Origin of the sequence: Kocuria sp. CPCC 205261 (assembly GCF_040981025.1) — a bacterium.
Taxonomy (GTDB): domain Bacteria; phylum Actinomycetota; class Actinomycetes; order Actinomycetales; family Micrococcaceae; genus Kocuria; species Kocuria marina.
On the sequence record NZ_JAVKPU010000002.1, the window covers coordinates 43,551 to 65,738 of the forward strand.

Consider the following 22,188-nt stretch of genomic DNA (forward strand, 5'->3'; position numbering starts at 1 on the left):
CCACGTCCCCAGGAGAACCAGTGAACACCCAGCAACCCCTCGATCCCCACGGCCTGGGCCGCGTGCACTTCATCGGCATGGGCGGGGCGGGCATGTCCGCGGTCGCGCGGTTGCTGCTCGCGCGCGGTGTGGCGGTGAGCGGTTCGGACGCGAAGGACTCGGCCGGGTTGCGGCAGCTCGAGGCGCTGGGAGCCACGGTGTTCGTGGGGCAGTCCGCGGCCCACGTGGCCGACGCCGCCACGGTGGTCGTCTCCACGGCAATCAAGGAGACGAACCTGGAACTGGCCGCCGCACGTGCCGCGGGTGCGCGGATCCTGCACCGCTCGCAGGCACTCGCTGCGGCGATGCACGGCAGGAACGTGATCGCGGTCGCGGGGACGCACGGGAAGACGACCACGAGTTCGATGGCCGCCGTGGCCCTGCAGGCGGCCGGCATGGACCCGTCCTGGGCCGTGGGCGCCCACGTCCCGGATCTCGGCGCCAATGCGGGCTTCGGTTCCGGCGACTGGTTCGTGGCTGAGGCCGACGAGTCGGACGGCTCCTTCCTGACCTACCACCCGCGGATCGCAATCATCACCAACGTGGAACCGGACCACCTGGACCACTACGGCAGCGCGGAAGCGTTCTACGCCGCGTTCGAGGCGTTCTGCGACACCATCCGCCCCGGTGGGACCCTCGTGGCGTGCGCGGACGATCCGGGCGCGGACCGGCTCGCGCGCCGTCGTCGGGACTGCGGGGAGGCCGTGCTCACGTACGGGCAGGACCCGGCAGCGGACGTCGTCGTCCTGGACGCCACGCCGCACGGCACGGGCTCGTCCTGCACGCTCACGTTCGACCACGACGGCGCCCGGCGCACCGTGGCGCTCACGCTCGCCGTTCCCGGAGCGCACAACGTGGCCGACGCCGCGGCGGCGTTCACCGCGGGCCTCGCCGCGGGCGCGGACCCGGACCTGCTCGCCGAGGGCCTGGGCTCGTTCCACGGTTCGTCACGGCGCTTCGACCCCAAGGGCGAGGACGGCGGGGTGCGGGTCTTCGACGACTACGCTCACCACCCCACGGAGGTCGCCGCCGCGCTCACGGCCGCGCGCGACGTCGCCCAGGGTCACCGCGTGCTCGCTGTGTTCCAACCCCACCTGTACTCGCGCACCCGGGAGTTCGCGGAGGCGTTCTGCCGCGCCCTCGAGATCGCAGACCTCGCGTGCGTCACGGACGTCTTCGGCGCGCGCGAGGAACCCCAGCCGGGGATCACCGGCGCCGCGATCACCGGACACGCCTCCGACGACCGGGTGGTCTCCACCCCGAGCGCCGAGGAGGCGATCGAGACCGTGGTGGCCCGTGCGCGTCCCGGGGACGTGATCATGACGATCGGCGCCGGTGACGTGACCGCTCTCGGGCCGCGGATCCTCTCCGCGTTGGCGCAGCGCTGATGGCACGCTCCGTCCCTCCGCACCAGCCCCGTGTGGGCGGCGCTCCGTTCGACGCGGACGACGCCGCCGCGCGCGACGCCGCCGACCCGTCCGGAACCGCCGACCCGTCCGGCATCTCTGACATCTCCGGGACCGGGACGGACGCCTCGACCCCGTGGGACGCGGACCTCCCGTTCCCGACGTCGAGCCCCACCGGAATGGGGTCGTCGGCCGTGGGTCGGGGATCGCGGGGACGCACGCCCGGTGCGTCCTCGGGTGGGTCGAGGTCCGCGCGCGGCCGCGGCAGCGCGCCCGAGGACGCGATGGGCGTTGCCCCGGACGAACAGACCCTCGTCCGCGTGCACGGCGGTGCCAAGGTCACGCGTGTGGCCACGGACGAACTCGAGGCCGTGCCGAGTGCCGGTGGACGGTTCTCGACGTGGCGGGCCCAGCGCCGGGCCGCTCGCGCCACCGAGGAGGCACCCGAGGAGACGGCGGTCGAGCCCGACGAGGACTCCACGACCGTGGTCCCGTTCCCGCCGAGCCCGCATCGGCGCGCCCGGCGCCGCCGCCTGCTCGCACTGCTGCTGAGCCTCGTGGTGCTCGCGGCGCTGGCGCTCGTGGTCTTCTTCTCGCCGTTGTTCGCGACCCGCACGATCGACGTGCAGGGTGCGACCCTCACGGACCCCCGCACGGTGGAGCAGGCCCTGGCCGGGTACGAGGGAGTCCCCATGACCCGGATCTCCAAGCAGGAGATCATGGACTCGGTCGGCGACGTCCCCCAAGTGAAATCGGTGGACGTGGTGTTGCGACCCCCGCACACCATCACGGTGCACCTGCACGAACGCGTGGGGGTGGCCGTGGTCGAGGACGCAGCCAACCTGGTGCTCGTTGATTCGGAGGGCAAACCCCTCAGCACGGTGCCCCGCGCCCAGCGCCCGGACGTGCCCCTCGTGGCGGGTGGCCGGGGTGTCTTGAGCACCCAGAAGTTCACCGACGTGTCCGAGGTCCTGGCCGCTCTGCCGGCGGATGTGCTGTCCCGTTTGGACGCGGCCGACGCCCCGTCCGGCTCAACTGTGGAGCTGACCCTCAAGGGCGGCAAGAAGGTCCTGTGGGGGGACGCGGGGGAGAGCGAACTGAAATCCCAGGTCGTGGCCGCCCTCGTGAACTCGGACGCCACCAAGGACGCCACGCTCATCGACGTGTCCGCACCACTGCACCCCGTGGTCCGGTGAGAAGGGGTCGGAATCGTTCAACCAGTTCCTGAAACTTCAAAGTTGGGCGTGACCAGGGGATTTATGGCAAACTCCGGTAACACGTGGGAGCATGATACGGAGAACCGGGCGGGGTTGTTATCCTTGCCCTGATCGGAATATTGCACCCGCGGGTGTCAATACCTCACGAGTTTCACCTCAAGGTTGAAGCTTTACCCCCAATCGAACATCCCTTGTTCCGCAAGCCCACGCGAGTTAGGTGCATATGGACTCCTCAACCCCCCAGAACTACTTGGCCGTCATCAAGGTGGTCGGCATCGGCGGCGGCGGTGTCAACGCCGTCAACCGCATGATCGAAGAAGGTCTGCGCGGCGTCGAGTTCATTGCCATCAACACGGACGCCCAGGCGCTGTTGATGTCGGACGCGGACGTCAAGCTGGACGTCGGCCGCGAACTGACCCGCGGTCTCGGCGCCGGCGCCAACCCGGACGTGGGACGCCAGGCCGCCGAGGACCACGAGGAAGAGATCCAGGAGGTCCTCAAGGGCGCGGACATGGTCTTCGTGACCGCCGGCGAGGGTGGCGGAACCGGTACCGGTGGCGCGCCCGTCGTGGCCCGCATCGCCCGTTCGCTCGGCGCGCTGACCATCGGTGTGGTCACCCGCCCGTTCACCTTCGAGGGTCGGCGCCGGTCCAACCAGGCCGAGAACGGCATCGAGACCCTGCGGGACGAGGTGGACACGCTCATCGTGATCCCCAACGACCGACTGCTGTCCATCTCGGACCGCAACGTGTCCATGCTGGACGCCTTCAAGTCCGCGGACCAGGTACTGCTGTCCGGTGTCTCCGGCATCACTGACCTGATCACCACCCCGGGCCTGATCAACCTGGACTTCGCGGACGTCAAGTCCGTGATGCAGGGTGCCGGTTCGGCGCTCATGGGCATCGGCTCCGCCCAGGGCGAGGACCGTGCCGTGAAGGCCGCGGAGCTCGCGATCGCGTCCCCGCTGCTCGAGGCCTCGATTGACGGTGCCCACGGTGTACTGCTGTCCATCCAGGGTGGTTCAGACCTCGGTCTGTTCGAGATCAACGAGGCCGCGCGCCTCGTGCAGGAGGTCGCCCACCCGGAGGCCAACATCATCTTCGGTGCCGTGATCGACGACGCCCTGGGGGACCAGGCCCGCGTGACGGTCATCGCCGCCGGGTTCGACTCGGTCTCGCAGGAGACCAACGCCAACAACTCCTCGCCCGCGCAGCGCCAGGCGGAGAACACCCGCGCGACCTTCGGCGGGGACGCGTCCCGGCCCTCGGGTCTGGGCCGCTCTCCTCAGCGCGGCGGTTCCTCCTACGGCGCACCCGCCGCGGGGTTCGCGTCCCGGCAGAACCAGGACGACGACATCCCCGATGACGCGGGCTTCGACGTGGACCTGCCCGCCGAGTCGGACGCGCCGTCCTCCACGAACTCCTCGGGCCGCAAGGACTCCCTGGACTTCCCGGACTTCCTGAAGTGAGTCCAGCGATGCGCACCAGGTGAGTTCACTGGTGTGCATCGTTCCGGGGGACTGATATCGGGGCCGGTGCCCCCACGGGCGGCACGGGTTCGCGCGAGCACCCTGCAGTGTGAACGCCCTGCAGCGCAAACACCGATCGGGGTGCAGTACGGGGTGGTCACCACTGAGGTGACCACCCCGTCGACGTCCCGCGCCCGCGCGGGGCACGGCAGTGGAAGGAGAACGGCATGTGGTTCCGCAGTGAACACCACGGCGTGGGCATCGCGTTCACGGACGCGACCGAGGGCAACCTGGCCACGCACACGGGCGACGATCCCGCGGTGGTGCGGCAGCGGCGTCGTACGGTGGAGTGCGAGCTGGGCACCGGGGCGCGCGGCGTGCGGTTCGTACACCAGGTGCACGGCACCACCGTGCACGACGCCACGGGCACCGACGCCCCCGAACAGGCCCCCGAGGCGGACGCGGCCGTGAGTACGGACGGCACGCCCCTGGGGATCCTCACGGCGGACTGCCTTCCCGTGGTCTTCGTGGGCCGCACGGACGACGACGCCGCGGCGCCGGTCCTCGCGGTGGCCCACGCGGGCCGCAAGGGTCTGTTGGACGGGGTCCTGCAGCATACCGTCGGCGCGCTCGAGGACCGCGGTGCCACCGGGATCACCGCGTGGATCGGCCCCGCGGTGTGCGGGGACTGCTACGAGGTACCCGCGGAGATGGCCGAGGCGGCCGAGGCCGCGCTGCCCGGAATCGCGACCACCACGGCGTGGGGCACCCCCGGCCTGGACCTGCCGAGTGCCGCGGACGCGCTGCTGCGTGAGCGGGGCGTGAGCGTCGCGACCGCAGGCACGGATCGCAAGGCCTGGTGCACGCTCGAGCACCGCGCGCTGTACTCGTACCGCCGGGACACCACACCGCAGCGATTGGCGGGGCTCGTGTGGGCCCGCAACGGGAGGGACACCGAATGACGACCACCACGGATCCGCAGGACGCGGGCCGTACCGCGGAACTCGCACAACGGTTGTCCGCGGTGCGCCAACGGATCCTGCACGCGGCCGAGGGCCGCGCACCCGAGCGCGCCCACCGGGGCGAGCTGCCCTCGCTCGTGGTCGTGACCAAGTTCTTCCCCGCGCAGGACGTCCTGCGCCTGCGGGAACTCGGCGTGCGCGCGGTGGGGGAGAACAAGGACCAGGAGGCCGGGCCCAAGGCCGCGGAGGTCGCCGAGACCCTCGCCCGGCAGGAGCCTCCCGTGAGTCCTCCCGCGTGGCACTTCGTGGGTCAGTTGCAGTCCAACAAGGCCAAGCACGTGGTCAAGTACGCGTCCTGGGTGCATTCCGTGGACCGACCCTCGCTCGTCACCGCGCTCGGCAAGGCGGTGCGTTCGCACCGCAACGCGGCCCTCGCGGGGGACGCGCGGCCCGCCCCGTGCGACGACGTCGATCTGCCGTGTCTCGTGCAGGTCAACCTGGACCCGGTTGCCGAGCCGGACGGCCACCGCGGGGGAGCGCACCCGGACACCGTCCTGGAGCTCGCGCGGACGCTCGAGGGGACCGAGGGGTTGCGCGTGGGCGGTGTAATGGCGGTGGCCCCGTTGGGCGCCGAACCCCGTGAGGCCTTCGAGACACTGTGGAAGCTTTCCCAGGATGTGCAGCGGGAATTCCCGGACGCGCGGGCGATCTCCGCGGGCATGAGCGCGGACCTCGAAGCAGCCGTGGCCGCGGGGGCCACGCACGTGCGGATCGGTTCGGATGTTCTCGGGCCGCGGCCCGCCGTGCGGTAGCGTAAGGACGGACGACATGCGGGCCGACCTGAGTCGGTCCGTTCTGTGATTGAGGAGAGAATATGGCCGGAGCGCTGCGTCGCACCATGGTCTATCTCGGGCTGGCCGAGAGCGACGACGAGTACCACTCCGAAGAAACCCCCCGCCCTCGGGACACCCCCCAGCACGCCTCGAGCGGTTCCACGACTGCGGTGAGCGAGACCGGCAGCACCTCCATGGCCCGCCGGTCCCCCGAGTACCGAGCCCCCGTGACCCCCATCAAGCGGGCTCCCAGTTCCCGAGAGGACGACAACGAATTGCGCACCATCACCACTGTGCACCCCCGGTCGTACAACGACGCCAAATCCATCGGTGAGGCGTTCCGGGACGGCACACCGGTGATCATGAACGTCTCCGACATGGGTGAGGCCGAGGCCAAGCGTCTCGTGGACTTCGCCGCGGGGCTGGTCTTCGCCCTGCACGGGTCCATCGAACGGGTCACCGCCAAGGTGTTCCTGCTGACCCCGTCCTTCGTGGAGGTCCTGGACCAGGGCCACTCGGACGAGATCGACGAGGATACCGGTTCGGTCCAGCGGGTCGAGGGCTGAGCATGGGCCTGGTGCTGTCGATCGTCTACCTCGTGGTCCACGTGCTCTACATCGCCCTGTTGGGCCGCCTCGTGCTGGACTGGGTACAGATGTTCGCGCGCGGCTGGCGTCCCAAGGGCATGGCGCTCGTGGCGGCGTCCACGATCTACTCGTTGACCGATACCCCCATGAAGGCGCTGCGCCGGCTCGTGCCGCCGCTGCGCTTCGGCGGGGTGGCGCTGGACCTGGGGTTCCTGATCCTGGTCTTCGCCGTCAGCATCCTGCAGACCGTCCTGGCCGGTTTCCTGCTGCGCGGCTGAGCGGTCCGTGCCCCGGGCGCGGCCACGCGGCTGTATCCTGGGCCAGAATTCACCGCGCAACGGCGGCAGTCACCGCCGCGCACGGTCACCATCCGAGCGGTTCAATTCATCTAGAGGAGTGAGGACATCTCATGGCTTTGACACCCGAAGACGTCATCAACAAGCGCTTCCAACCCACCAAGTTCCGTGAGGGCTACGACCAGGACGAGGTGGACGACTTCCTCGACGAGATCGTCGTGGAGCTGCGTCGCCTCAACCAGGAGAACGACGCCCTGCGCAAGCAGGTCGAGACCCTGGGTGGGCGCCCCGAGGAGTCCGCCGTGGAGACCTCCGCGGTCTCGCAGTCCACCGAGGACGTCCAGGAGACCACGGCGACTCCGGCCGCCTCGGTGACCGAGACCTCCGAGACGACCACGGTGTCCGAGCCCGTGCGCGTGACGGACGAGCAGTCCTCGAGCACCGCCGCGACGGTCGCTCCGAGCGCGGGCACGACGTCGTCGGCCGCCGCCCAGCCTGCTGCGACGCAGAACGTCCCGACCACCGAGTCCGCCGAGTCCGCGGCCGCGGTGCTCGCCATGGCGCAGAAGCTGCACGACGACTACGTCTCGCAGGGCCAGGCCGAGCGTGAGCGCCTGATCACCGAGGGCCGCACCCAAGCGGACCAGCTCGTGGCGGACGGCAAGCGCACAAAGGAGGAGACCCTGTCCTCGCTCGAGCGCGAGAAGGTGGACCTCGAGGCCTCCGTGGCGCAGCTGCGCAGCTTCGAGGAGGACTACCGCGGCAACCTCAAGAGCTTCCTCAACGCCCAGCTGAACGATCTCGCCAACACCGGATCGCTCGAGCCCGCTGACGCTCCCGTCTCCGCGACCACCAAGCGCACGGGCACCAAGTAAGCGCCGGTGACGGAACACACCCCTGACGCGGCGGCGGCCCCCGGGACCTCCCGGGTGGGCCGCCGCTGCCTCGTCATCTCCCTGCTCGTGGCCGCGGCGTGGTACGCGGCGGACCAGCTCAGCAAGCTGTGGGTCGTGGAGAACCTCCCGATCGGCCGGCAGTACCCCGTGATCCCCGGCCTGCTGTGGTGGGAACACATCCGCAACAGCGGCGCGGCGTTCTCCCTCGGTTCCAACGTCACGTGGGTCTTCACGATCGTGATGGCCGTGGTGATCGTTGCGATCCTGTGGAACCTGCGCCGGGTGCGGGACCCGCTGTGGGCGCTCGCCCTGGGACTGGTCCTGGGCGGTGCCGCGGGCAATCTCACCGACCGGTTGTTCCGGGAGCCCTCCTTCGCCCACGGACACGTGGTGGACTTCATCGCGGTGCCCCGCTTCGCGATCTTCAACGTGGCCGATTGCGGGGTGGTCGTGGGCGTGGTGCTGATCCTCGTGCTGATCATGACCAATCGCCAGATGGAGGTGCCCCGTGGCCGTTGAGCACACCCGCCCCACCGGTTCCGAACCCGAGTACGTGAGCGAGCGGTTCACGGCCACGGCCGAGCAGGAAGGTTCCCGGCTCGACGCCGCCGTGGCCGCCTGGACGGGCTTGTCCCGTTCGGCGGCGGCACAGTTGTGCGCCGAGGAGCGGGTGAGCTTCCGGGGGCGGCCCGCGCCCAAGTCCCACAGGGTGGGTGCGGCCGAGACCTACACGGTCCAGGTCCCGGTGCCCGAGGACCCCCACCGCATCGCCGCGCAGCACGTACCGGATCTGCGCCTCGTGCACGTGAACCCGGGCTACGTGGTGATCGACAAACCCGCAGGGGTTGCCGCGCACCCCTCGCCCGGGTGGAAGGGACCCACCGTGGCCGGGGCGCTGGCCGGAGCCGGGATCACGATTGCGACCTCGGGGGCTCCGGAGCGGCAGGGGATCGTGCACCGCCTGGACGTGGGGACCTCCGGGCTCATGGTCGTCGCCCGCGACGAGAACGCCTACACGGTGCTCAAGCGCGCCTTCAAGGAGCGCACGGTCACCAAGGTCTACCACACGGTGGTCCAGGGCATCCCGGATCCGCTCAAGGGAACCATTGACGCCCCGATCGGGCGGCACCCGGGACACGAGTGGCGCTTCGCGGTGCTGCAGGACGGTCGCCGTTCCGTGACCCATTACGAGGTGCTCGAGGCCTTCGGGCGGGCGTCCCTCGTGGAGGTGCACCTGGAGACCGGGCGCACCCACCAGATCCGCGTGCACTTCAACGCCCTGCAGCACCCGTGCTGCGGGGATCTCACGTACGGGGCGGATCCCGCGCTGTCCGCGGGGCTGGGGCTCACGCGGCAGTGGTTGCACGCCACGCGGCTCGGGTTCACGAGCCCCGACACGGGGGAGGACGTGGAGTACACGAGCCCCTATCCCGCGGATCTCGCCTATGCCGTGGAGACGCTGCGGGAGGGCGGCCCGCAGCTGTGACGGATCTCCACCGCGTCCACCCTCAGCGGGTCGGTGCGGGGTCCTAGACTGGGGCGGTGACTTCGGCGACCGGCAAAAAAGGCTTCACCCATCTCCACGTGCACACCGAGTACTCCATGTTGGACGGTGCCGCGCGCCTGACCGACCTCTTCGAGGAATGCCACCGGTTGGGCATGGACTCCCTGGCCACCACGGACCACGGCTTCGTCTTCGGGGCGTTCGACTTCTGGAACAAGGCGCGCGCCGCGGGGATCAAGCCGATCATCGGTGTGGAGGCCTACCTGACCCCGGGCACCGCGCGGCAGGACCGTTCCCGCGTGAAGTTCGCGGACGGCGGGCGCGACGACGTCTCGGGCGCCGGTGCCTACACCCACATGACCCTGCTCGCGCAGACGAGCGAGGGCATGCAGAACCTGTTCCGTGCGTCCACCAAGGCGTCGCTCGAGGGTCAGCTGTACAAGCCGCGTATGGACCGTGAACTGCTCAACCAGTACGGCAAGGGTCTGATCGCCACCACGGGCTGCCCGTCCGGTGAGGTGCAGACCCGCTTGCGGTTGGGTCAGTACGACCAGGCCGTGCAGGCGGCCGCCGAGTTCCGGGACATCTTCGGCGCAGAGAACTTCTACTGCGAACTCATGGACCACGGGCTCGGGATCGAGAAGCGGGTCACGCAGGACCTGCTCAAGCTCGCCAAAGAGCTCAACCTGCCGCTCGTGGCCACCAACGACCTGCACTACACGCACGCGGAGGACGCCAAATCCCATGCCGCGTTGCTGTGCGTGCAGTCCGGTTCCACGTTGCAGGACCCCAAGCGGTTCAAGTTCGACGCTGACGAGTTCTACCTCAAGTCCCCGGAACAGATGCGCGAGCTCTTCCGGGACTTCCCGGAGGCGTGCGACAACACCCTGGAGATCGCCGAGCGCTGCGAGGTGGACTTCGACACCTCCGCGAACTACATGCCGCGTTTCCCCACCCCGGAGGGCGAGGACGAGACCTCGTGGTTCATCAAGGAGGTCGAGAAAGGGCTGCATTACCGCTTCCCCGGGGGCATCCCGGACGACGTCCGCGAGCAGGCCGAGTACGAGAAGAAGATCATCATCCAGATGGGCTTTCCCGGTTACTTCCTGGTGGTCGCGGACTTCATCAACTGGTCCAAGGACAACGGGATCCGCGTGGGTCCGGGCCGTGGTTCCGGTGCGGGGTCCATGGTCGCGTACGCCATGCGCATCACCGAGCTCAACCCGTTGCAGCACGGGCTGATCTTCGAGCGCTTCCTCAACCCGGACCGCGTGTCCATGCCCGACTTCGACGTCGACTTCGATGATCGCCGCCGCTCCGAGGTCATCCATTACGTGACCGAGAAGTACGGCGACGAGCGCGTGGCCATGATCGTCACGTACGGCACCATCAAGGCCAAGCAGGCGCTCAAGGACTCCTCCCGCGTGCTGGGCTACCCGTTCTCCATGGGGGAGCGGTTGACCAAGGCCATGCCGCCGGACGTCATGGGCAAGGGCATTTCCCTGCAGGACGTCTACGACCAGGACGCCAAGCGCTACGACGAGGCGGGGGAGCTGCGCGAGATCCTCGCGGACGACCCCGAGTCCATGAAGGTCTTCGAGACCGCCCAGGGCCTCGAGGGGCTCAAGCGCCAGTGGGGTGTGCACGCGGCCGGTGTGATCATGTCCTCGGACCCGCTGATCGACATCATCCCGTTGATGCGCCGCGAGCAGGACGGGCAGGTCATCACCCAGTTCGACTACCCCACGTGCGAGGGGCTGGGGCTGATCAAGATGGACTTCCTGGGGTTGCGCAACCTCACGATCATCTCGGATGCCCTCGAGAACATCACGCTCAACCGGGACGGGTTCGTCCTGGACCTCGAGCACCTGCCGATCGACGACGCCGGTTCTTACGACTTGCTCGCGCGCGGTGACACCCTCGGTGTGTTCCAGTTGGACGGCGGGCCCATGCGTCAGCTGCTCAAACTGATGCGCCCTGACAACTTCGAAGACATCTCCGCGACCATCGCGCTGTACCGCCCCGGGCCCATGGGTGCGAACTCGCACACCAACTACGCGCTGCGCAAGAACGGCGCGCAGGAGATCACGCCGATCCACCCGGAGCTCGCGGAACCGCTGTCGGAGATCCTGGGCACCACGTACGGGTTGATCGTGTACCAGGAGCAAGTCATGGCGATCGCCCAGAAGGTGGCCGGCTACTCCCTGGGTCAGGCGGACATCCTACGCCGCGCCATGGGCAAGAAGAAGAAGGCGGAGCTGGACAAGCAGTACCAGGGCTTCCACCAGGGGATGATCGACCGCGGGTACTCCGAAGACGCGATCAAGGCGCTGTGGGACATCCTGCTGCCGTTCTCGGACTACGCGTTCAACAAGGCGCACTCCGCGGCCTACGGGCTCGTGTCCTACTGGACGGCGTACCTCAAGGCGCACTACCCGGCCGAGTACATGGCCGCGCTGCTCACCTCGGTCGGTGACGACAAGGACAAGCTCGCCATGTACCTGACCGAGTGCCGCCACATGGGGATCACGGTGCTGCCCCCGGACGTCAACGAGTCCGAACTGAACTTCACCCCGGTGGGCACCGACATCCGCTTCGGCATGGGCGCGGTGCGCAACGTGGGGTCCAACGTGGTGCAGGCCATGGTGGACGCGCGCACCGAGCAGGGCAAGTTCACGTCCTTCACCGATTTCTTGGCCAAGGTCCCGGCCGTGGTGTGCAACAAGCGCACCATCGAGTCCATGATCAAGGCCGGTGCGTTCGACCAGCTGGGTCACACGCGCCGCAGCCTGGTGATGTGCCACGAGCAGGCCGTGGAGGACGTCGTCGCGCAGAAGAAGAAGGAGGACAACGGCGAGTTCACGTTCGACATCTTCGCGATGGGCGGCGCCGACGACGCCGAGCAGGAGACGTTCTCCGTGGAGGTCCCGGAGGTCCCCGAGTGGGAGCGCAAGGACCTGCTGGCGTTCGAGCGCGAGATGCTCGGTCTCTACGTCTCCGACCATCCCCTGCGCGGGCTCGACGACGCCCTGGGCCAGTACACGGACACCGCGATCGCCTCGCTGCTCACCGAGGAGAACACCCGTCCCGACGGTGCGGTGATTACCGTGGGTGGGATGATCACGTCCCTGTCCCGCAGGATCGCGAAGTCGTCCGGCAACGCGTACGCGCGCGTGGAGCTCGAGGACCGCTCGGGATCCATCGAGATCATGTTCTTCGGCAAGGCATATGCGCCCATCGCCGGGGTCCTTGCCGAGGACCTGATCTGCGTGATCAAGGGCCGTATGCAGCGCCGCGACGACGGTTCCATCTCCATCTCCGCCCAGGAACTCACGGTGCCCGAGTTGAGCGTGGATGGTTCCTCGGGACCCGTGTGCGTGGCCCTGCCCGAGCACCGGGCCACGGAGGCCGTGATCCGCCGGATCGGGGAGGTGCTGCGCAATCACAAGGGGGACTCGGAGGTGCGGATCCACTTGGACACGCATCGCAGCGTCCAGGTCATGCGCCTGGGCCCCGAGTACCGGGTCAACCCGTCGCCGGCCCTGTTCGGTGACCTCAAGGTCCTCCTGGGCCCGGCCTGCCTCGAGGCGTGACGACGCGGCGCCGGGCGCGTCACCGGGCGCTCGTGAACGGGCGGCGTCGAACGGGCCGCGGTTCGACGCCGCACGGGTAGTTGCGCGACGCTGCCCGGGCCGCCGCGCGGCGTCGGACTTGACGCTGCGTGACCTCGGAATGCACGGTGCGTGGGTTCTAGCCGTGTGCGGGTGTTGCCCGAGCGGTCCGCGCGGGGCGCGATTGTAGACTGGGCGGGTGAGTGAGTACAGCCTTGAATCCGCATCCCCGGCGACCACTGGTTCCCACCTGCGGGTCATCGACCTGCGGGGACGGCACCTGGACTGGAACGAGCTGCGTGCGGCGGTGCCGCGCCAAGCGGCGTCGTCCGTCGCTGAGGCGGAGGACAGCGTCCGCTCAATCATCGAGGACGTCCGCTCCCGTGGCGCGCAGGCGCTGCGGGATCTCGCCTTCACGTTCGACGGCGTGGACCAGCAACGGATCAGGGTGGCGCCCGAGCAGATCGAGCGCGCGGTGGCCGAACTCGACCCCGCGGTGCGCCACGGACTGGAGTCCGCGATCGAGCGCACGCGCGCCTTCGCCCGGGCGCAGCGGCCGCAGGACGTGAGCGTGGAGGTCGCCCCCGGTGCGGTCCTGCGCCACCGGTGGACCCCGGTGCGTCGCGCAGGGCTCTATATCCCCGGTGGGTTGGCCGTGTACCCGTCCTCGGTCGTCATGAACGTCGTGCCGGCCCAGGCCGCGGGCGTGGAATCCGTGGTGCTGTGTTCGCCGCCCCAGAAGGACTTCGACGGACTGCCCCACCCCGTGATCCTGGCCGCGGCCGGTCTGCTCGGTGTGGACGAGGTGTGGGCCGTAGGCGGCGCGCAGTCGCTCGCCGCCTTGGCCTACGGAATCACCGATGGTGAGGACGTCCTGGAACCCGTCAACACCGTGACCGGCCCGGGCAACATCTTCGTGGCCATGGCCAAGCGGCAGTTGCGCTCCGTGGTGGGCGTGGACGCCGAGGCCGGCACCACCGAGATCGCGGTGCTCGCCGACGACTCCGCGGATCCGAGGTTCGTGGCCGCGGATCTCATCTCGCAGGCCGAACACGATCCCGCTGCGGGGTCCGTGCTGATCACCGATTCTGAGGACCTGGCCCGGGCGGTCGAGGAGCAGCTCGCGGTCCAGGTGCCCGCCGCCAAACACCGTGAGCGGATCGCCACGGCACTGGGTGGACCCCAGTCCGGGGTCGTGCTCACGAACGACCTCGACCAGTCCGTGGCGGTTGCGGACGCGTACGCCGCCGAACACCTCGAAATCCACACGCGGGACGCCGCCGTGGTGGCCGCGCGAGTGCGCAACGCCGGCGCGATCTTCGTGGGCCCGTACAGTCCCGTGCCCCTCGGGGACTACGCCGCCGGTTCCAACCACGTGCTGCCCACGGGCGGGACCGCGGTGTTCAACTCGGGACTGCAGGCGGCGTCGTTCATGAAAGCCGTGCAGGTCATCGAGTACAGCAAGAAGGCGCTCGCGCAGCTCGAGGACGACATCGTGGCGCTCGCGGACACCGAGGATCTGCCCGCGCACGGCCGCGCCGTCACGATCCGCTCCGAGGCCGCCGCACCGGGCCGGGAAGGCTGAGCCGTGCACTGCCCGTTCTGCCGGCACAACGACTCCAAGGTGGTGGATTCGCGCACCTCGGACGACGGCACATCCATCCGCCGACGCCGCCGGTGCACCGAGTGCGGCCGACGCTTCTCCACGCTCGAGACCACGACCATCTCGGTGATCAAGCGCTCGGGGGTGACCGAACCGTTCGACCGCCAGAAGATCGTCAACGGCGTGCGCAAGGCATGTCAGGGTCGCCCCGTCAGCGAGGACGACCTCGCGATGCTCGCCCAGGAGGTCGAGGAATCCATCCGGGCCTCGGGCAGTGCGGAGGTCGAGGCGCACGACGTGGGCCTGTCCATCCTCCCGCCCCTGCGCCGCCTGGACGTCGTGGCCTACCTGCGGTTCGCGTCCGTGTACCAGGCGTTCGACGACCTCGAGGACTTTGAGCGCGCGATCAACGTGCTCCGCGATCAGCAGGCGGAGCTCGCGGGTCAGCAGACCCTCGTTCCTCCCGCTGCGGGTCCGGGAACCAACGGTGGCGTACGACGTCGCTCGGGCCGGCGCCCCGCGCAGGGCACGGACGCGGCGTCGGAGGACACTGCCGCGGAGGCCCCCGAGGACGACACGGCACCGAAAAAGGCCGCTCCGACGCGGCGTCGTCGGGCCAAGAAACCGGCGGAGACGCCCACGCAGCCGCGACTTCTCTGAGCGTCGCACGTCCTTTGCCTGCCGGGTGAACGAGCTCGTCATGGACGGGTTCGGCACCCGGCCCGCTCTTAGGGGCGTGCTGTTACTCTCTGGTTGTGCAGACGACTCAGGGCGCCGACCACGACGCCGCGCAGCAGATCGACATCCTCCCCGCGGCCGCCGCGGACACGCAGCGCGCCGCCGCGACCCTGGCCCGGGCGTTCTCGGTGGACCCCCACGTGGTGGGTCTGCTCCCGCCCGGTGACGTGATCGGGTCCCTGACCGTCCTGTGGGAGCGCATCGTGCGGGAGACCCTGCAGGCGGGCGGCCACGCGTATCTCGCCGAGCGGCGGGGTGAGGAGCGTCCGTTGGGCGTGGCCCTGTGGGAGGCCCCCGGAAGCAAGGTCTCGATCCCTCGGATGCTTCCGGGTCTGCTGGCCTACGCGCGGGTGTTCCGTGATCGCCTCCCGGATGCCCTTGCGACCGAGTTCCTGGCCCACCGCCAGCATCCAGCCACCCCGCACTGGTACCTCAAGGCCGTGGGGACCCTGCCCGATCTGCAGCGGACGGGAGTGGGGAGCATGCTGCTCAACGAACGGCTCGCCCACATCGACCGCGAGCACACTGGGGCGTACCTGGAGGCCTCCTCGCTGGACCTCGTGCCCTTCTACTCGCGTTTCGGGTTCATCTCCCGGGGACCGGTGCCGTCCCGCGGGACGGTCCCCGCGATCGGGATGTGGCGCCCGCCCGTGGCGTGAGGGACCGGAAGGTTCCCTCCGGGTCCCGCGAAGATCGCCCTGAGATGCGCCTTGCGCACCTGTGCGAGTTCGATGCTGCCAGCGATCACTGCGGCCGCGGGGCTCAGGAACGTGCCGTTGATACTCGTGTCGACGACGCCGTCCACGATGTGCTCGGAGAGTCCCCACCGTCTCAGTAGACCTGCATCGCTCGACCTAGGTGATAGGCCGGGGCCATTCCGCGACCCCGGCGCGACGGGCTTGACGTCCGTTCGTCGTACGTGTGGTGGGCCCTACCGGGATCGAACCGATGACATCCACGGTGTAAACGTGGCGCTCTACCAGCTGAGCTAAAGGCCCGGGATCGGGTGGGCACGACTGGACCAGCTGCCAGCACCCGATTGCGGATCAGCCTACCCGCAGGTCACGGCGGGACCCAACACGATGCACGAGTCCGTGTGTGATGTTGACCACCATAGGTTCCCCGTTCGGCGTCGCGTTTGACACCGCGCGGTCACGATGCGTTAAGCTGATGATGCAAACGCGCTCGGTGACGTGTCTTGCTTGAGGGGACGCTGGTGCGCTAGATCGCTTTCGGGCGTGACAGATACGGCGGTTCGATTCCGTCGGTCTCCACCACTTCAAGAAATCCCCGGGACTCAAGTCCCGGGGATTTCTACATGTCCGAGCGTATCTGGGGGAACAGGCGGCAATCGCTGCAACCCCACAGGGCAGATGCGTAGGCTAGGGACCATGGCAGCAGAAAAGAAAGCTCACATCGGCGTCACCGGCCTGGCCGTGATGGGCGCCAACCTGGCCCGCAACTTCGCGCACCACGGGTACACCGTGGCCCTGCACAACCGTTCCGAGGGCAAGACCACGGCCCTCATGGAGGAGCACGGTTCCGAGGGGGACTTCATCCCCACCGAGACCATGGAGGAGCTCGTCGATTCCCTCGAGAAGCCGCGCCGCGTGCTGATCATGGTCAAGGCGGGCGCGCCCGTGGATTCCGTGATCGAGCAGCTGACCCCGCTGCTGGACGAGGGCGACATCATCATCGACGGCGGCAACTCCTACTTCCAGGACACGCGGCGTCGTGAGCGCGAGTGCGCAGAGAAGGGCCTGCACTTCGTGGGCGTGGGTGTCTCCGGCGGTGAGGAGGGCGCCCTCAACGGCCCGTCCATCATGCCGGGTGGTTCCGAGGAGTCCTACAAGAGCCTGGGCCCCATGCTCGAAGACATCTCCGCCAAGGCGGACGACGGCGCTCCGTGCTGCGCGTGGATCGGCACTGACGGCGCGGGTCACTTCGTGAAGATGGTGCACAACGGCATCGAGTACGCGGACATGCAGGTCATCGGTGAGGCGCACGAGCTGCTGCGTTCCGTGGCCGGACTGGAGCCCGCCGAGCAGGCGGACGTGTTCGAGGAATGGGACGCCACCGAGCTGTCCTCCTACCTCATCGAGATCACCGCGCAGGTGCTGCGTCAGGTGGACTCCCGGACGGGCAAGCCCTTCATCGACGTCGTCGCGGACGCCGCGGGTCAGAAGGGCACCGGCCGCTGGACCGTGCAGGAAGCCCTGGAACTGGGCTCCCCGGTCACCGCGATCGCCGAGTCGGTGTTCGCCCGCGCCCTGTCGTCTTCCGAGCCCGTGATGCGCAAGGAGGCCCAAGAGGTGCTGCCCGCCGGCATCGGGGACACCACCGAGGACGTCGTGAAGGACCCCGGGTTCGTGGAGGACGTGCGCAAGGCGCTGTACGCGTCCAAGCTCGTGTCCTACGCGCAGGGCCTGGACATGCTCACCATGGCCGGGCGGGAGTACGGTTGGCAGCTGGACCTCGCGACCATCGCGAGCCTGTGGCGCAACGGCTGCATCATCCGCGCCGAACTGCTCAACGTGATCATGGCCGCCTACCAGGGGGACAAGGCCCCGTTGAACCTGCTGTTCGCGCCCGAATTCATCACGTCCATCGAGGACGCACTGCCGTCGTGGCGCCGCGTGGTGGCACGCGCCGTCGAACGCGGCATCCCCGCCCCGGTGTTCTCCTCCGCGCTCGCGTACTACGACGCTCTGCGTCGCCCGCGGCTGAACGCCGCCCTGACCCAGGGCCTGCGGGACTACTTCGGTGCCCACACGTACAAGCGCATCGACGACCCGGACTCCAGCTTCCACGTGCTGTGGAGCGGGGACCGCTCCGAGGTCGTGTCCTGAGCACGTGAACCGTCGACCGCTCCCGAGACAGGGGGTGGTAGCGAGAACGGGCCGGGCCCCCACGTGGGGACCCGGCCCGTTCTCGTCGAACCCGTCAGGTAGTCAGCTTCAGATCCACATCGCGGGATCGATGTAGGTTGCGGGGTCCACGAGCGGTTCCTGCTTCTCCGGGGTGCGCCGGCGCACCTTGCCGGGGATGCCGGTCACGATCGAGTCCTCGGGGACGTCCTTGACCACCACGGCGTTGGCGCCCACAGAGGAATCATGGCCCACGGTCAGGGGACCCAGGATCTTGGCACCGGCACCGATGGTCACGCGGTCCTGGATCGTGGGGTGACGCTTGACGGGTTCCAAGGAGCGACCACCGAGGGTCACGCCGTGGTAGATCATCACGTCGTCACCGATCTCCGCGGTCTCGCCGATCACCACACCCATGCCATGGTCGATGAAGAAGCGCCGGCCGATCGTGGCGCCCGGGTGGATCTCCACGCCCGTGGCCCAGCGGGCGAGCTGGGACACGGTGCGCGCCAGCAACCGGCGGTCCGGGTTACGCCACAACCGGTGGGACAACCTGTGGGCCCAGATGGCGTGCAGCCCCGAGTAGTTCAGAGCGATCTCCAGGTTGGACCGCGCCGCGGGGTCGTGCGTCCGAGCCGTGTCGAGGTCCTCGTTGAGTCTGCGCCAGAAGCTCACGTGTGTTTCCTCTTCCGTGGTGTGCCGGGGTGGGCCGCCCGCCGTGAAGAACGGGTGCCCGGGGTGCGCCTCACTTGTGGTGCGCATCCCGGACACCCGCACGGTCGGGTCGAGTGGATCAGCCCCGGATGTCTTCGTACAGGATCGTGGAGATGTAGCGCTCACCGAAATCGCACACCACGGCGACGATGAGCTTGTCCCGGTTCTCCTCCTTGGCGGCCTCTTGCAGGGCGGCCCACACGATGGCGCCCGAGGAGATGCCGCCCAGGATGCCTTCCTGGGTGCCGAGCTCGCGAGCGAACTTCACGGAGTTCTCCACGGTGACGTCGTAGACATCGTCGTAGATCTCACGGTCGAGCACGTCCGGGACGAAGTTCGCGCCGAGACCCTGGATCTTGTGGGGGCCGGCCTTGCCCTCGGTCAGCAGCGGGGAGTCGGAGGGCTCCACGGCCACGAGCCGGATGTCCGGCTTCTGCTCGCGCAGGTACTTGCCGGCGCCGGAGATGGTCCCGCCCGTGCCGATACCGGCCACGAAGACGTCCACGGCGCCGTCGGAGTCGTTCCAGATCTCGGGGCCCGTGGTCTCGTAATGCACCTGGGGGTTGGCCGGGTTGGCGAACTGGCTCGCGAGGATCGCGTTGTCCGAGGAGTCCACGATCTCCTGGGCCTTGTCCACGGCGCCGCGCATGCCGTCGGCACCCGGGGTCAGCACGATCTCCGCACCGTAGGCACGCAGCATGACCCGGCGCTCGGTGGACATGGTCTCGGGCATGGTCAGGATGACCTTGTACCCGCGGGCAGCACCCACCATGGCCAGGGCGATGCCCGTGTTACCGGAGGTGCCCTCCACGATCGTCCCACCGGGCTTGAGCTGGCCGGAGGCCTCGGCGGCATCCACGATGGCCTTGCCGATCCGGTCCTTGACGGAGTTGGCGGGGTTGTAGAACTCGAGCTTCACGGCCACGTTGCCGGGGAGGTCCTTGTCCAGGTGGTTCAGGCGGACGAGGGGAGTGCCTCCCACGACCTCGGTGACGTCGTTGTAGATCTTGCCCATGACATGTCTCCTGTTCAGTCGGTCCGCGGGGCATGGCACACGTGCCGGTCCCCGCACAGAGTCTTCTCCAGCGTATCGGTGGCCCGGGTGGCGGCTCAGTCGTTCAGCCACACGGCGTAATGTTGGCGCACCTTCGCGAGCTTGGGGTTGATGATCACTTGGCAGTAGCCGTTGAATGGTTGGTTCCCGTAGAAGTCCTGGTGGAAGTCCTCTGCCTCGTGCACGGGCCCGAGCGGCTCGATGGTGGTCACCACGGGATCGTCGAACAGGGTCTGCGCCCGGGAGATCGCGGCCTCGAAGAGGTGCCGTTGCTCGTCGTCGGCGGGGAACATGGCGGAGCGGTACTGCGTGCCCACGTCGTAGCCCTGGCGGTTGAGCGTGGTGGGGTCGTGGCCCGTGAAGAACAGGTCCAGAATCACGTCGGCGGGAACCACGGAGGGATCGAACGTGACCTCCACGGCCTCGGCGTGGCCCGTGGTGCCCGAGCACACGGACTCGTAGTCGGGGTGGTCCGTGTGCCCTCCCGTGTAGACACTGCGCACCCCCTGCACGCCGCGCACCCTGCGGTAGACGGCGTCCAGGCACCAGAAGCAGCCACCGGCCAGCACGAACGTCTGCGGTGTCGATGAAGTCATGCCCAGTACAACGCGTGACGCGCCAGAAGATTCCCGCCGCTCGCCCAGCGCGAACTCCTAGGATGAGGTCATGAGCACCGAACGCCCGTCCGACGCCCCGCCCACGCTCGAGGACGTGCTCGCCGCCGCGGACACCCTGTGGCCCTTCCGGTTGCAGGAGGACTGGGACGCGTCCGGGCTCGTCACGGGGCGGGCGGAGCAGCCGATCCGGCGGATCCACTTCGCGGTGGATCCCGTGGCCGCCGTGGTGGACGAGGCCGTCTCCAGGGGCGCGGACCTGTTGCTGACCCACCACCCGCTGTTGCTGCGCGGGGTCACGTCGGTGGCCGCGCACCTCTTCAAGGGCCGCGCGATCCACGACCTCATCGAGAACCGTTGCGCCCTGCTGTGTTGCCACACGAACGCGGACTCCGCGCGCCGGGGCGTGTCGGACGCCTTGATCGCGGCGTGCGGTGTCTCTCCCGACGACGCCGCTCCGCTCGTCCCGCACGACACGGACCCCCGCGTGGGGCTGGGTCGGGTGGGGACCCTGGCCACGCCGGTGACGCTGCGCGAACTCGCGGACCGACTCGCGCAGCGGATCCCGCCCACGGCGCAGGGCCTGCGCGTGGCCGGCGACCCCGAGCGACCCGTGAGCACCGTGGCGGTGTGCGGGGGCTCCGGGGACTCCCTCTTCGACGAGGTCCGCGCCCACGGGGCGGACGTGTTCGTGACCGCGGACCTGCGCCACCACCCGGCCTCCGAAGCGCGGGAAGCCGCCCTGGGGCCCGGGGGATCGGGCACCCCTGCGCTGATCGACGCCGCCCACTCCGCGAGCGAGGCCCTGTGGTTGCCGTGGGCCTCCGAGGACCTGCGGCACGAACTCGAGCGGCGGGGATTCGCCGTGGAGACCTCCGTCAGCTCGCTGCGCACCGATCCGTGGGACTTCCGGATCGACACGCCCGGGACCTGAAGCACACGCGGACCCACCACCGCACTCAACCAGCCGCACCCCAGGAGAACGCCATGACCTCACCCCGCTCGGCCCTTCCCGCCCTGTTGGAACTCCAGTCCGTGGATTCCCGGTTGCTCACCGTGATGGCCCGGGCCAAGGAGTTACAGACCTCCGAGCGGGTGGCTTCCCTCATGGCCCGGCGGACGCAGGCGATCGCGGCGGCCCGCGCCCTCGAGACCGCCCAGCAGGAGGCCGAGCGGGCGGTGGCCGAGGCGGAGCGGGAGGTCACCCGGATCCAGGACCGGATCGACAAGGACACCGAGCGGCTCAACCACGGCGGCTCCGCCAAGGACCTCATGGGCATCCAGCACGAGATCGACACCCTCACCGCGCAGCGCGGACGGGCCGAGGACGCGCAGTTGCAGGCCATGAACCACGCCGAGGAGGTCACCGCGGACCGGGACCGAAAGCTGCCCCTGTTGCGCGCCGCGGACGCTGAGGCCCGCGCGGCGGTGGCCGAGCGGGACGTGGAGCTGTCCCGGCTCAAAGAGGAGCACGCGCGGCTGACCGCGGAGCGCTCCACGCGTGTATCGGAGTTCACTGATCCCGCCCTGTTGAGCCGCTACGACGGCCTGCGCACCGCCCGCGGGGGAGGCCGGATCGCCGTCGCACGCTTCGAGAACGGAACGTGCGGGGCGTGCGGCACCCGGTTGAGCCCCGCCGACGCCGCGGCGCTGACAAATACTCCGCCGCAGACCGTGCCCCAGTGCCCCGAGTGTTCCGCGCTGCTCCTGGTGTGAGCCCGGGCTTGCACGCGTCCGGTCCTGAACTGCGCGGCCCGCTCCTCATCGGCCGCTCGCATT

At 69.2% G+C, this 22,188-nt stretch carries 19 protein-coding genes, 2 tRNA genes and 1 pseudogene; 18 read left to right on the forward strand and 4 right to left on the reverse strand.

The genetic code is table 11. From position 1 onward, the window contains the following. The first annotated feature begins 20 nt into the window (after nt 1-20). The 14 genes and pseudogenes from murC (at nt 21) to RF646_RS03355 (ending at nt 15,819) form a co-directional block, all read left to right on the forward strand. The gene (gene murC, locus RF646_RS03290) at nt 21-1,427 is read left to right on the forward strand and encodes a UDP-N-acetylmuramate--L-alanine ligase (RefSeq protein WP_144996863.1); all 1,407 of its coding nucleotides are present in this window, start codon (nt 21-23) and stop codon (nt 1,425-1,427) included. After that, a complete protein-coding gene (locus RF646_RS03295; RefSeq protein ID WP_240918879.1) occupies nt 1,427-2,641 on the forward strand; it encodes a cell division protein FtsQ/DivIB in 1,215 nt (404 codons plus the stop codon). Before murC ends, RF646_RS03295 begins: the two co-directional genes overlap by 1 nt. Nucleotides 2,642-2,885: 244 nt before the next feature. Then, nucleotides 2,886-4,130: a cell division protein FtsZ gene (gene ftsZ / locus RF646_RS03300; protein ID WP_085105916.1), complete on the forward strand. Its 1,245-nt coding sequence runs from the start codon at nt 2,886-2,888 to the stop codon at nt 4,128-4,130. A gap of 227 nt (nt 4,131-4,357) precedes the next feature. Next, a complete protein-coding gene (locus RF646_RS03305; RefSeq protein WP_144996860.1) occupies nt 4,358-5,092 on the forward strand; it encodes a polyphenol oxidase family protein in 735 nt (244 codons plus the stop codon). Continuing rightward, nucleotides 5,089-5,904 (forward strand): YggS family pyridoxal phosphate-dependent enzyme, encoded by an 816-nt coding sequence (locus RF646_RS03310; protein ID WP_368835206.1) that lies wholly within the window; start codon nt 5,089-5,091, stop codon nt 5,902-5,904. Before RF646_RS03305 ends, RF646_RS03310 begins: the two co-directional genes overlap by 4 nt. Before the next feature lie 62 nt (nt 5,905-5,966). Continuing rightward, nucleotides 5,967-6,491, forward strand: coding sequence for a cell division protein SepF (locus RF646_RS03315; protein WP_085105919.1), 525 nt, complete (start codon nt 5,967-5,969; stop codon nt 6,489-6,491). A 2-nt stretch (nt 6,492-6,493) separates the two neighbouring features. Continuing rightward, complete coding sequence (locus RF646_RS03320) at nt 6,494-6,790, forward strand: YggT family protein (protein ID WP_368835207.1); 297 nt, start codon at nt 6,494-6,496, stop codon at nt 6,788-6,790. A gap of 131 nt (nt 6,791-6,921) precedes the next feature. After that, the gene (locus tag RF646_RS03325) at nt 6,922-7,683 is read left to right on the forward strand and encodes a DivIVA domain-containing protein (RefSeq protein ID WP_144996854.1); all 762 of its coding nucleotides are present in this window, start codon (nt 6,922-6,924) and stop codon (nt 7,681-7,683) included. Nucleotides 7,684-7,737: 54 nt separating this feature from the next. Next, nucleotides 7,738-8,223: a signal peptidase II gene (gene lspA, locus RF646_RS03330; RefSeq protein ID WP_240505551.1), complete on the forward strand. Its 486-nt coding sequence runs from the start codon at nt 7,738-7,740 to the stop codon at nt 8,221-8,223. Beyond that, a complete protein-coding gene (locus RF646_RS03335; RefSeq protein ID WP_085105923.1) occupies nt 8,213-9,190 on the forward strand; it encodes an RluA family pseudouridine synthase in 978 nt (325 codons plus the stop codon). Before lspA ends, RF646_RS03335 begins: the two co-directional genes overlap by 11 nt. A 56-nt stretch (nt 9,191-9,246) precedes the next feature. After that, nucleotides 9,247-12,801 carry a DNA polymerase III subunit alpha gene (gene dnaE / locus RF646_RS03340; protein ID WP_085105924.1) on the forward strand — a complete coding sequence of 1,185 codons (3,555 nt, stop codon included), beginning with the start codon at nt 9,247-9,249 and terminating at the stop codon, nt 12,799-12,801. A 217-nt stretch (nt 12,802-13,018) separates the two neighbouring features. Continuing rightward, nucleotides 13,019-14,404 carry a histidinol dehydrogenase gene (gene hisD, locus RF646_RS03345; RefSeq protein ID WP_367404687.1) on the forward strand — a complete coding sequence of 462 codons (1,386 nt, stop codon included), beginning with the start codon at nt 13,019-13,021 and terminating at the stop codon, nt 14,402-14,404. A gap of 3 nt (nt 14,405-14,407) precedes the next feature. Then, a pseudogene (nrdR, locus tag RF646_RS03350) lies at nt 14,408-14,848 on the forward strand (transcriptional regulator NrdR); the annotation flags it as partial. Between the two features lie 329 nt (nt 14,849-15,177). Beyond that, nucleotides 15,178-15,819, forward strand: coding sequence for an N-acetyltransferase (locus RF646_RS03355; protein WP_286737663.1), 642 nt, complete (start codon nt 15,178-15,180; stop codon nt 15,817-15,819). Nucleotides 15,820-16,082: 263 nt separating this feature from the next. On the opposite strand, the gene RF646_RS03360 is transcribed toward RF646_RS03355, so the two are convergent. After that, nucleotides 16,083-16,158: transfer RNA gene (locus tag RF646_RS03360), tRNA-Val, on the reverse strand. Between the two features lie 208 nt (nt 16,159-16,366). On the opposite strand from RF646_RS03360, the gene RF646_RS03365 reads away from it, so the two are divergent. Next, nucleotides 16,367-16,437 (forward strand) — tRNA-OTHER (locus RF646_RS03365). A 114-nt stretch (nt 16,438-16,551) separates the two neighbouring features. After that, the gene (gene gndA / locus RF646_RS03370; protein ID WP_368835208.1) at nt 16,552-18,009 is read left to right on the forward strand and encodes an NADP-dependent phosphogluconate dehydrogenase; all 1,458 of its coding nucleotides are present in this window, start codon (nt 16,552-16,554) and stop codon (nt 18,007-18,009) included. A gap of 108 nt (nt 18,010-18,117) precedes the next feature. Here gndA and epsC read toward each other — a convergent pair whose 3' ends face one another. From epsC to msrA, 3 genes are all read right to left on the reverse strand, one after another. After that, nucleotides 18,118-18,702: a serine O-acetyltransferase EpsC gene (gene epsC, locus RF646_RS03375; protein WP_035961303.1), complete on the reverse strand. Its 585-nt coding sequence runs from the start codon at nt 18,700-18,702 to the stop codon at nt 18,118-18,120. Between the two features lie 118 nt (nt 18,703-18,820). Next, entirely contained in the window at nt 18,821-19,756 is a 936-nt protein-coding gene (gene cysK, locus RF646_RS03380; protein WP_144932380.1) for a cysteine synthase A, read from the reverse strand. 95 nt (nt 19,757-19,851) lie between these two features. Further along, nucleotides 19,852-20,391 (reverse strand): peptide-methionine (S)-S-oxide reductase MsrA, encoded by a 540-nt coding sequence (gene msrA / locus RF646_RS03385; protein WP_035962271.1) that lies wholly within the window; start codon nt 20,389-20,391, stop codon nt 19,852-19,854. A gap of 70 nt (nt 20,392-20,461) precedes the next feature. Between msrA and RF646_RS03390 the strand changes: the two genes are divergently transcribed. Further along, nucleotides 20,462-21,343 carry a Nif3-like dinuclear metal center hexameric protein gene (locus RF646_RS03390; RefSeq protein ID WP_368835209.1) on the forward strand — a complete coding sequence of 294 codons (882 nt, stop codon included), beginning with the start codon at nt 20,462-20,464 and terminating at the stop codon, nt 21,341-21,343. Between the two features lie 53 nt (nt 21,344-21,396). Continuing rightward, nucleotides 21,397-22,125 carry a zinc ribbon domain-containing protein gene (locus RF646_RS03395; protein ID WP_368835210.1) on the forward strand — a complete coding sequence of 243 codons (729 nt, stop codon included), beginning with the start codon at nt 21,397-21,399 and terminating at the stop codon, nt 22,123-22,125. Nucleotides 22,126-22,188: the final 63 nt, after the last annotated feature.

Coding starts and splice junctions, on each gene's coding strand:
- RF646_RS03295 (WP_240918879.1), top strand. CDS start 1,427: ATGGCACGCTCCGTCCCTCCGCACCAGCCCCGTGTGGGCGGCGCTCCG.
- ftsZ (WP_085105916.1), top strand. CDS start 2,886: ATGGACTCCTCAACCCCCCAGAACTACTTGGCCGTCATCAAGGTGGTC.
- RF646_RS03305 (WP_144996860.1), top strand. CDS start 4,358: ATGTGGTTCCGCAGTGAACACCACGGCGTGGGCATCGCGTTCACGGAC.
- RF646_RS03310 (WP_368835206.1), top strand. CDS start 5,089: ATGACGACCACCACGGATCCGCAGGACGCGGGCCGTACCGCGGAACTC.
- RF646_RS03315 (WP_085105919.1), top strand. CDS start 5,967: ATGGCCGGAGCGCTGCGTCGCACCATGGTCTATCTCGGGCTGGCCGAG.
- RF646_RS03320 (WP_368835207.1), top strand. CDS start 6,494: ATGGGCCTGGTGCTGTCGATCGTCTACCTCGTGGTCCACGTGCTCTAC.
- RF646_RS03325 (WP_144996854.1), top strand. CDS start 6,922: ATGGCTTTGACACCCGAAGACGTCATCAACAAGCGCTTCCAACCCACC.
- gndA (WP_368835208.1), top strand. CDS start 16,552: ATGGCAGCAGAAAAGAAAGCTCACATCGGCGTCACCGGCCTGGCCGTG.
- cysK (WP_144932380.1), bottom strand. CDS start 19,756: ATGGGCAAGATCTACAACGACGTCACCGAGGTCGTGGGAGGCACTCCC.
- msrA (WP_035962271.1), bottom strand. CDS start 20,391: ATGACTTCATCGACACCGCAGACGTTCGTGCTGGCCGGTGGCTGCTTC.
- RF646_RS03390 (WP_368835209.1), top strand. CDS start 20,462: ATGAGCACCGAACGCCCGTCCGACGCCCCGCCCACGCTCGAGGACGTG.
- RF646_RS03395 (WP_368835210.1), top strand. CDS start 21,397: ATGACCTCACCCCGCTCGGCCCTTCCCGCCCTGTTGGAACTCCAGTCC.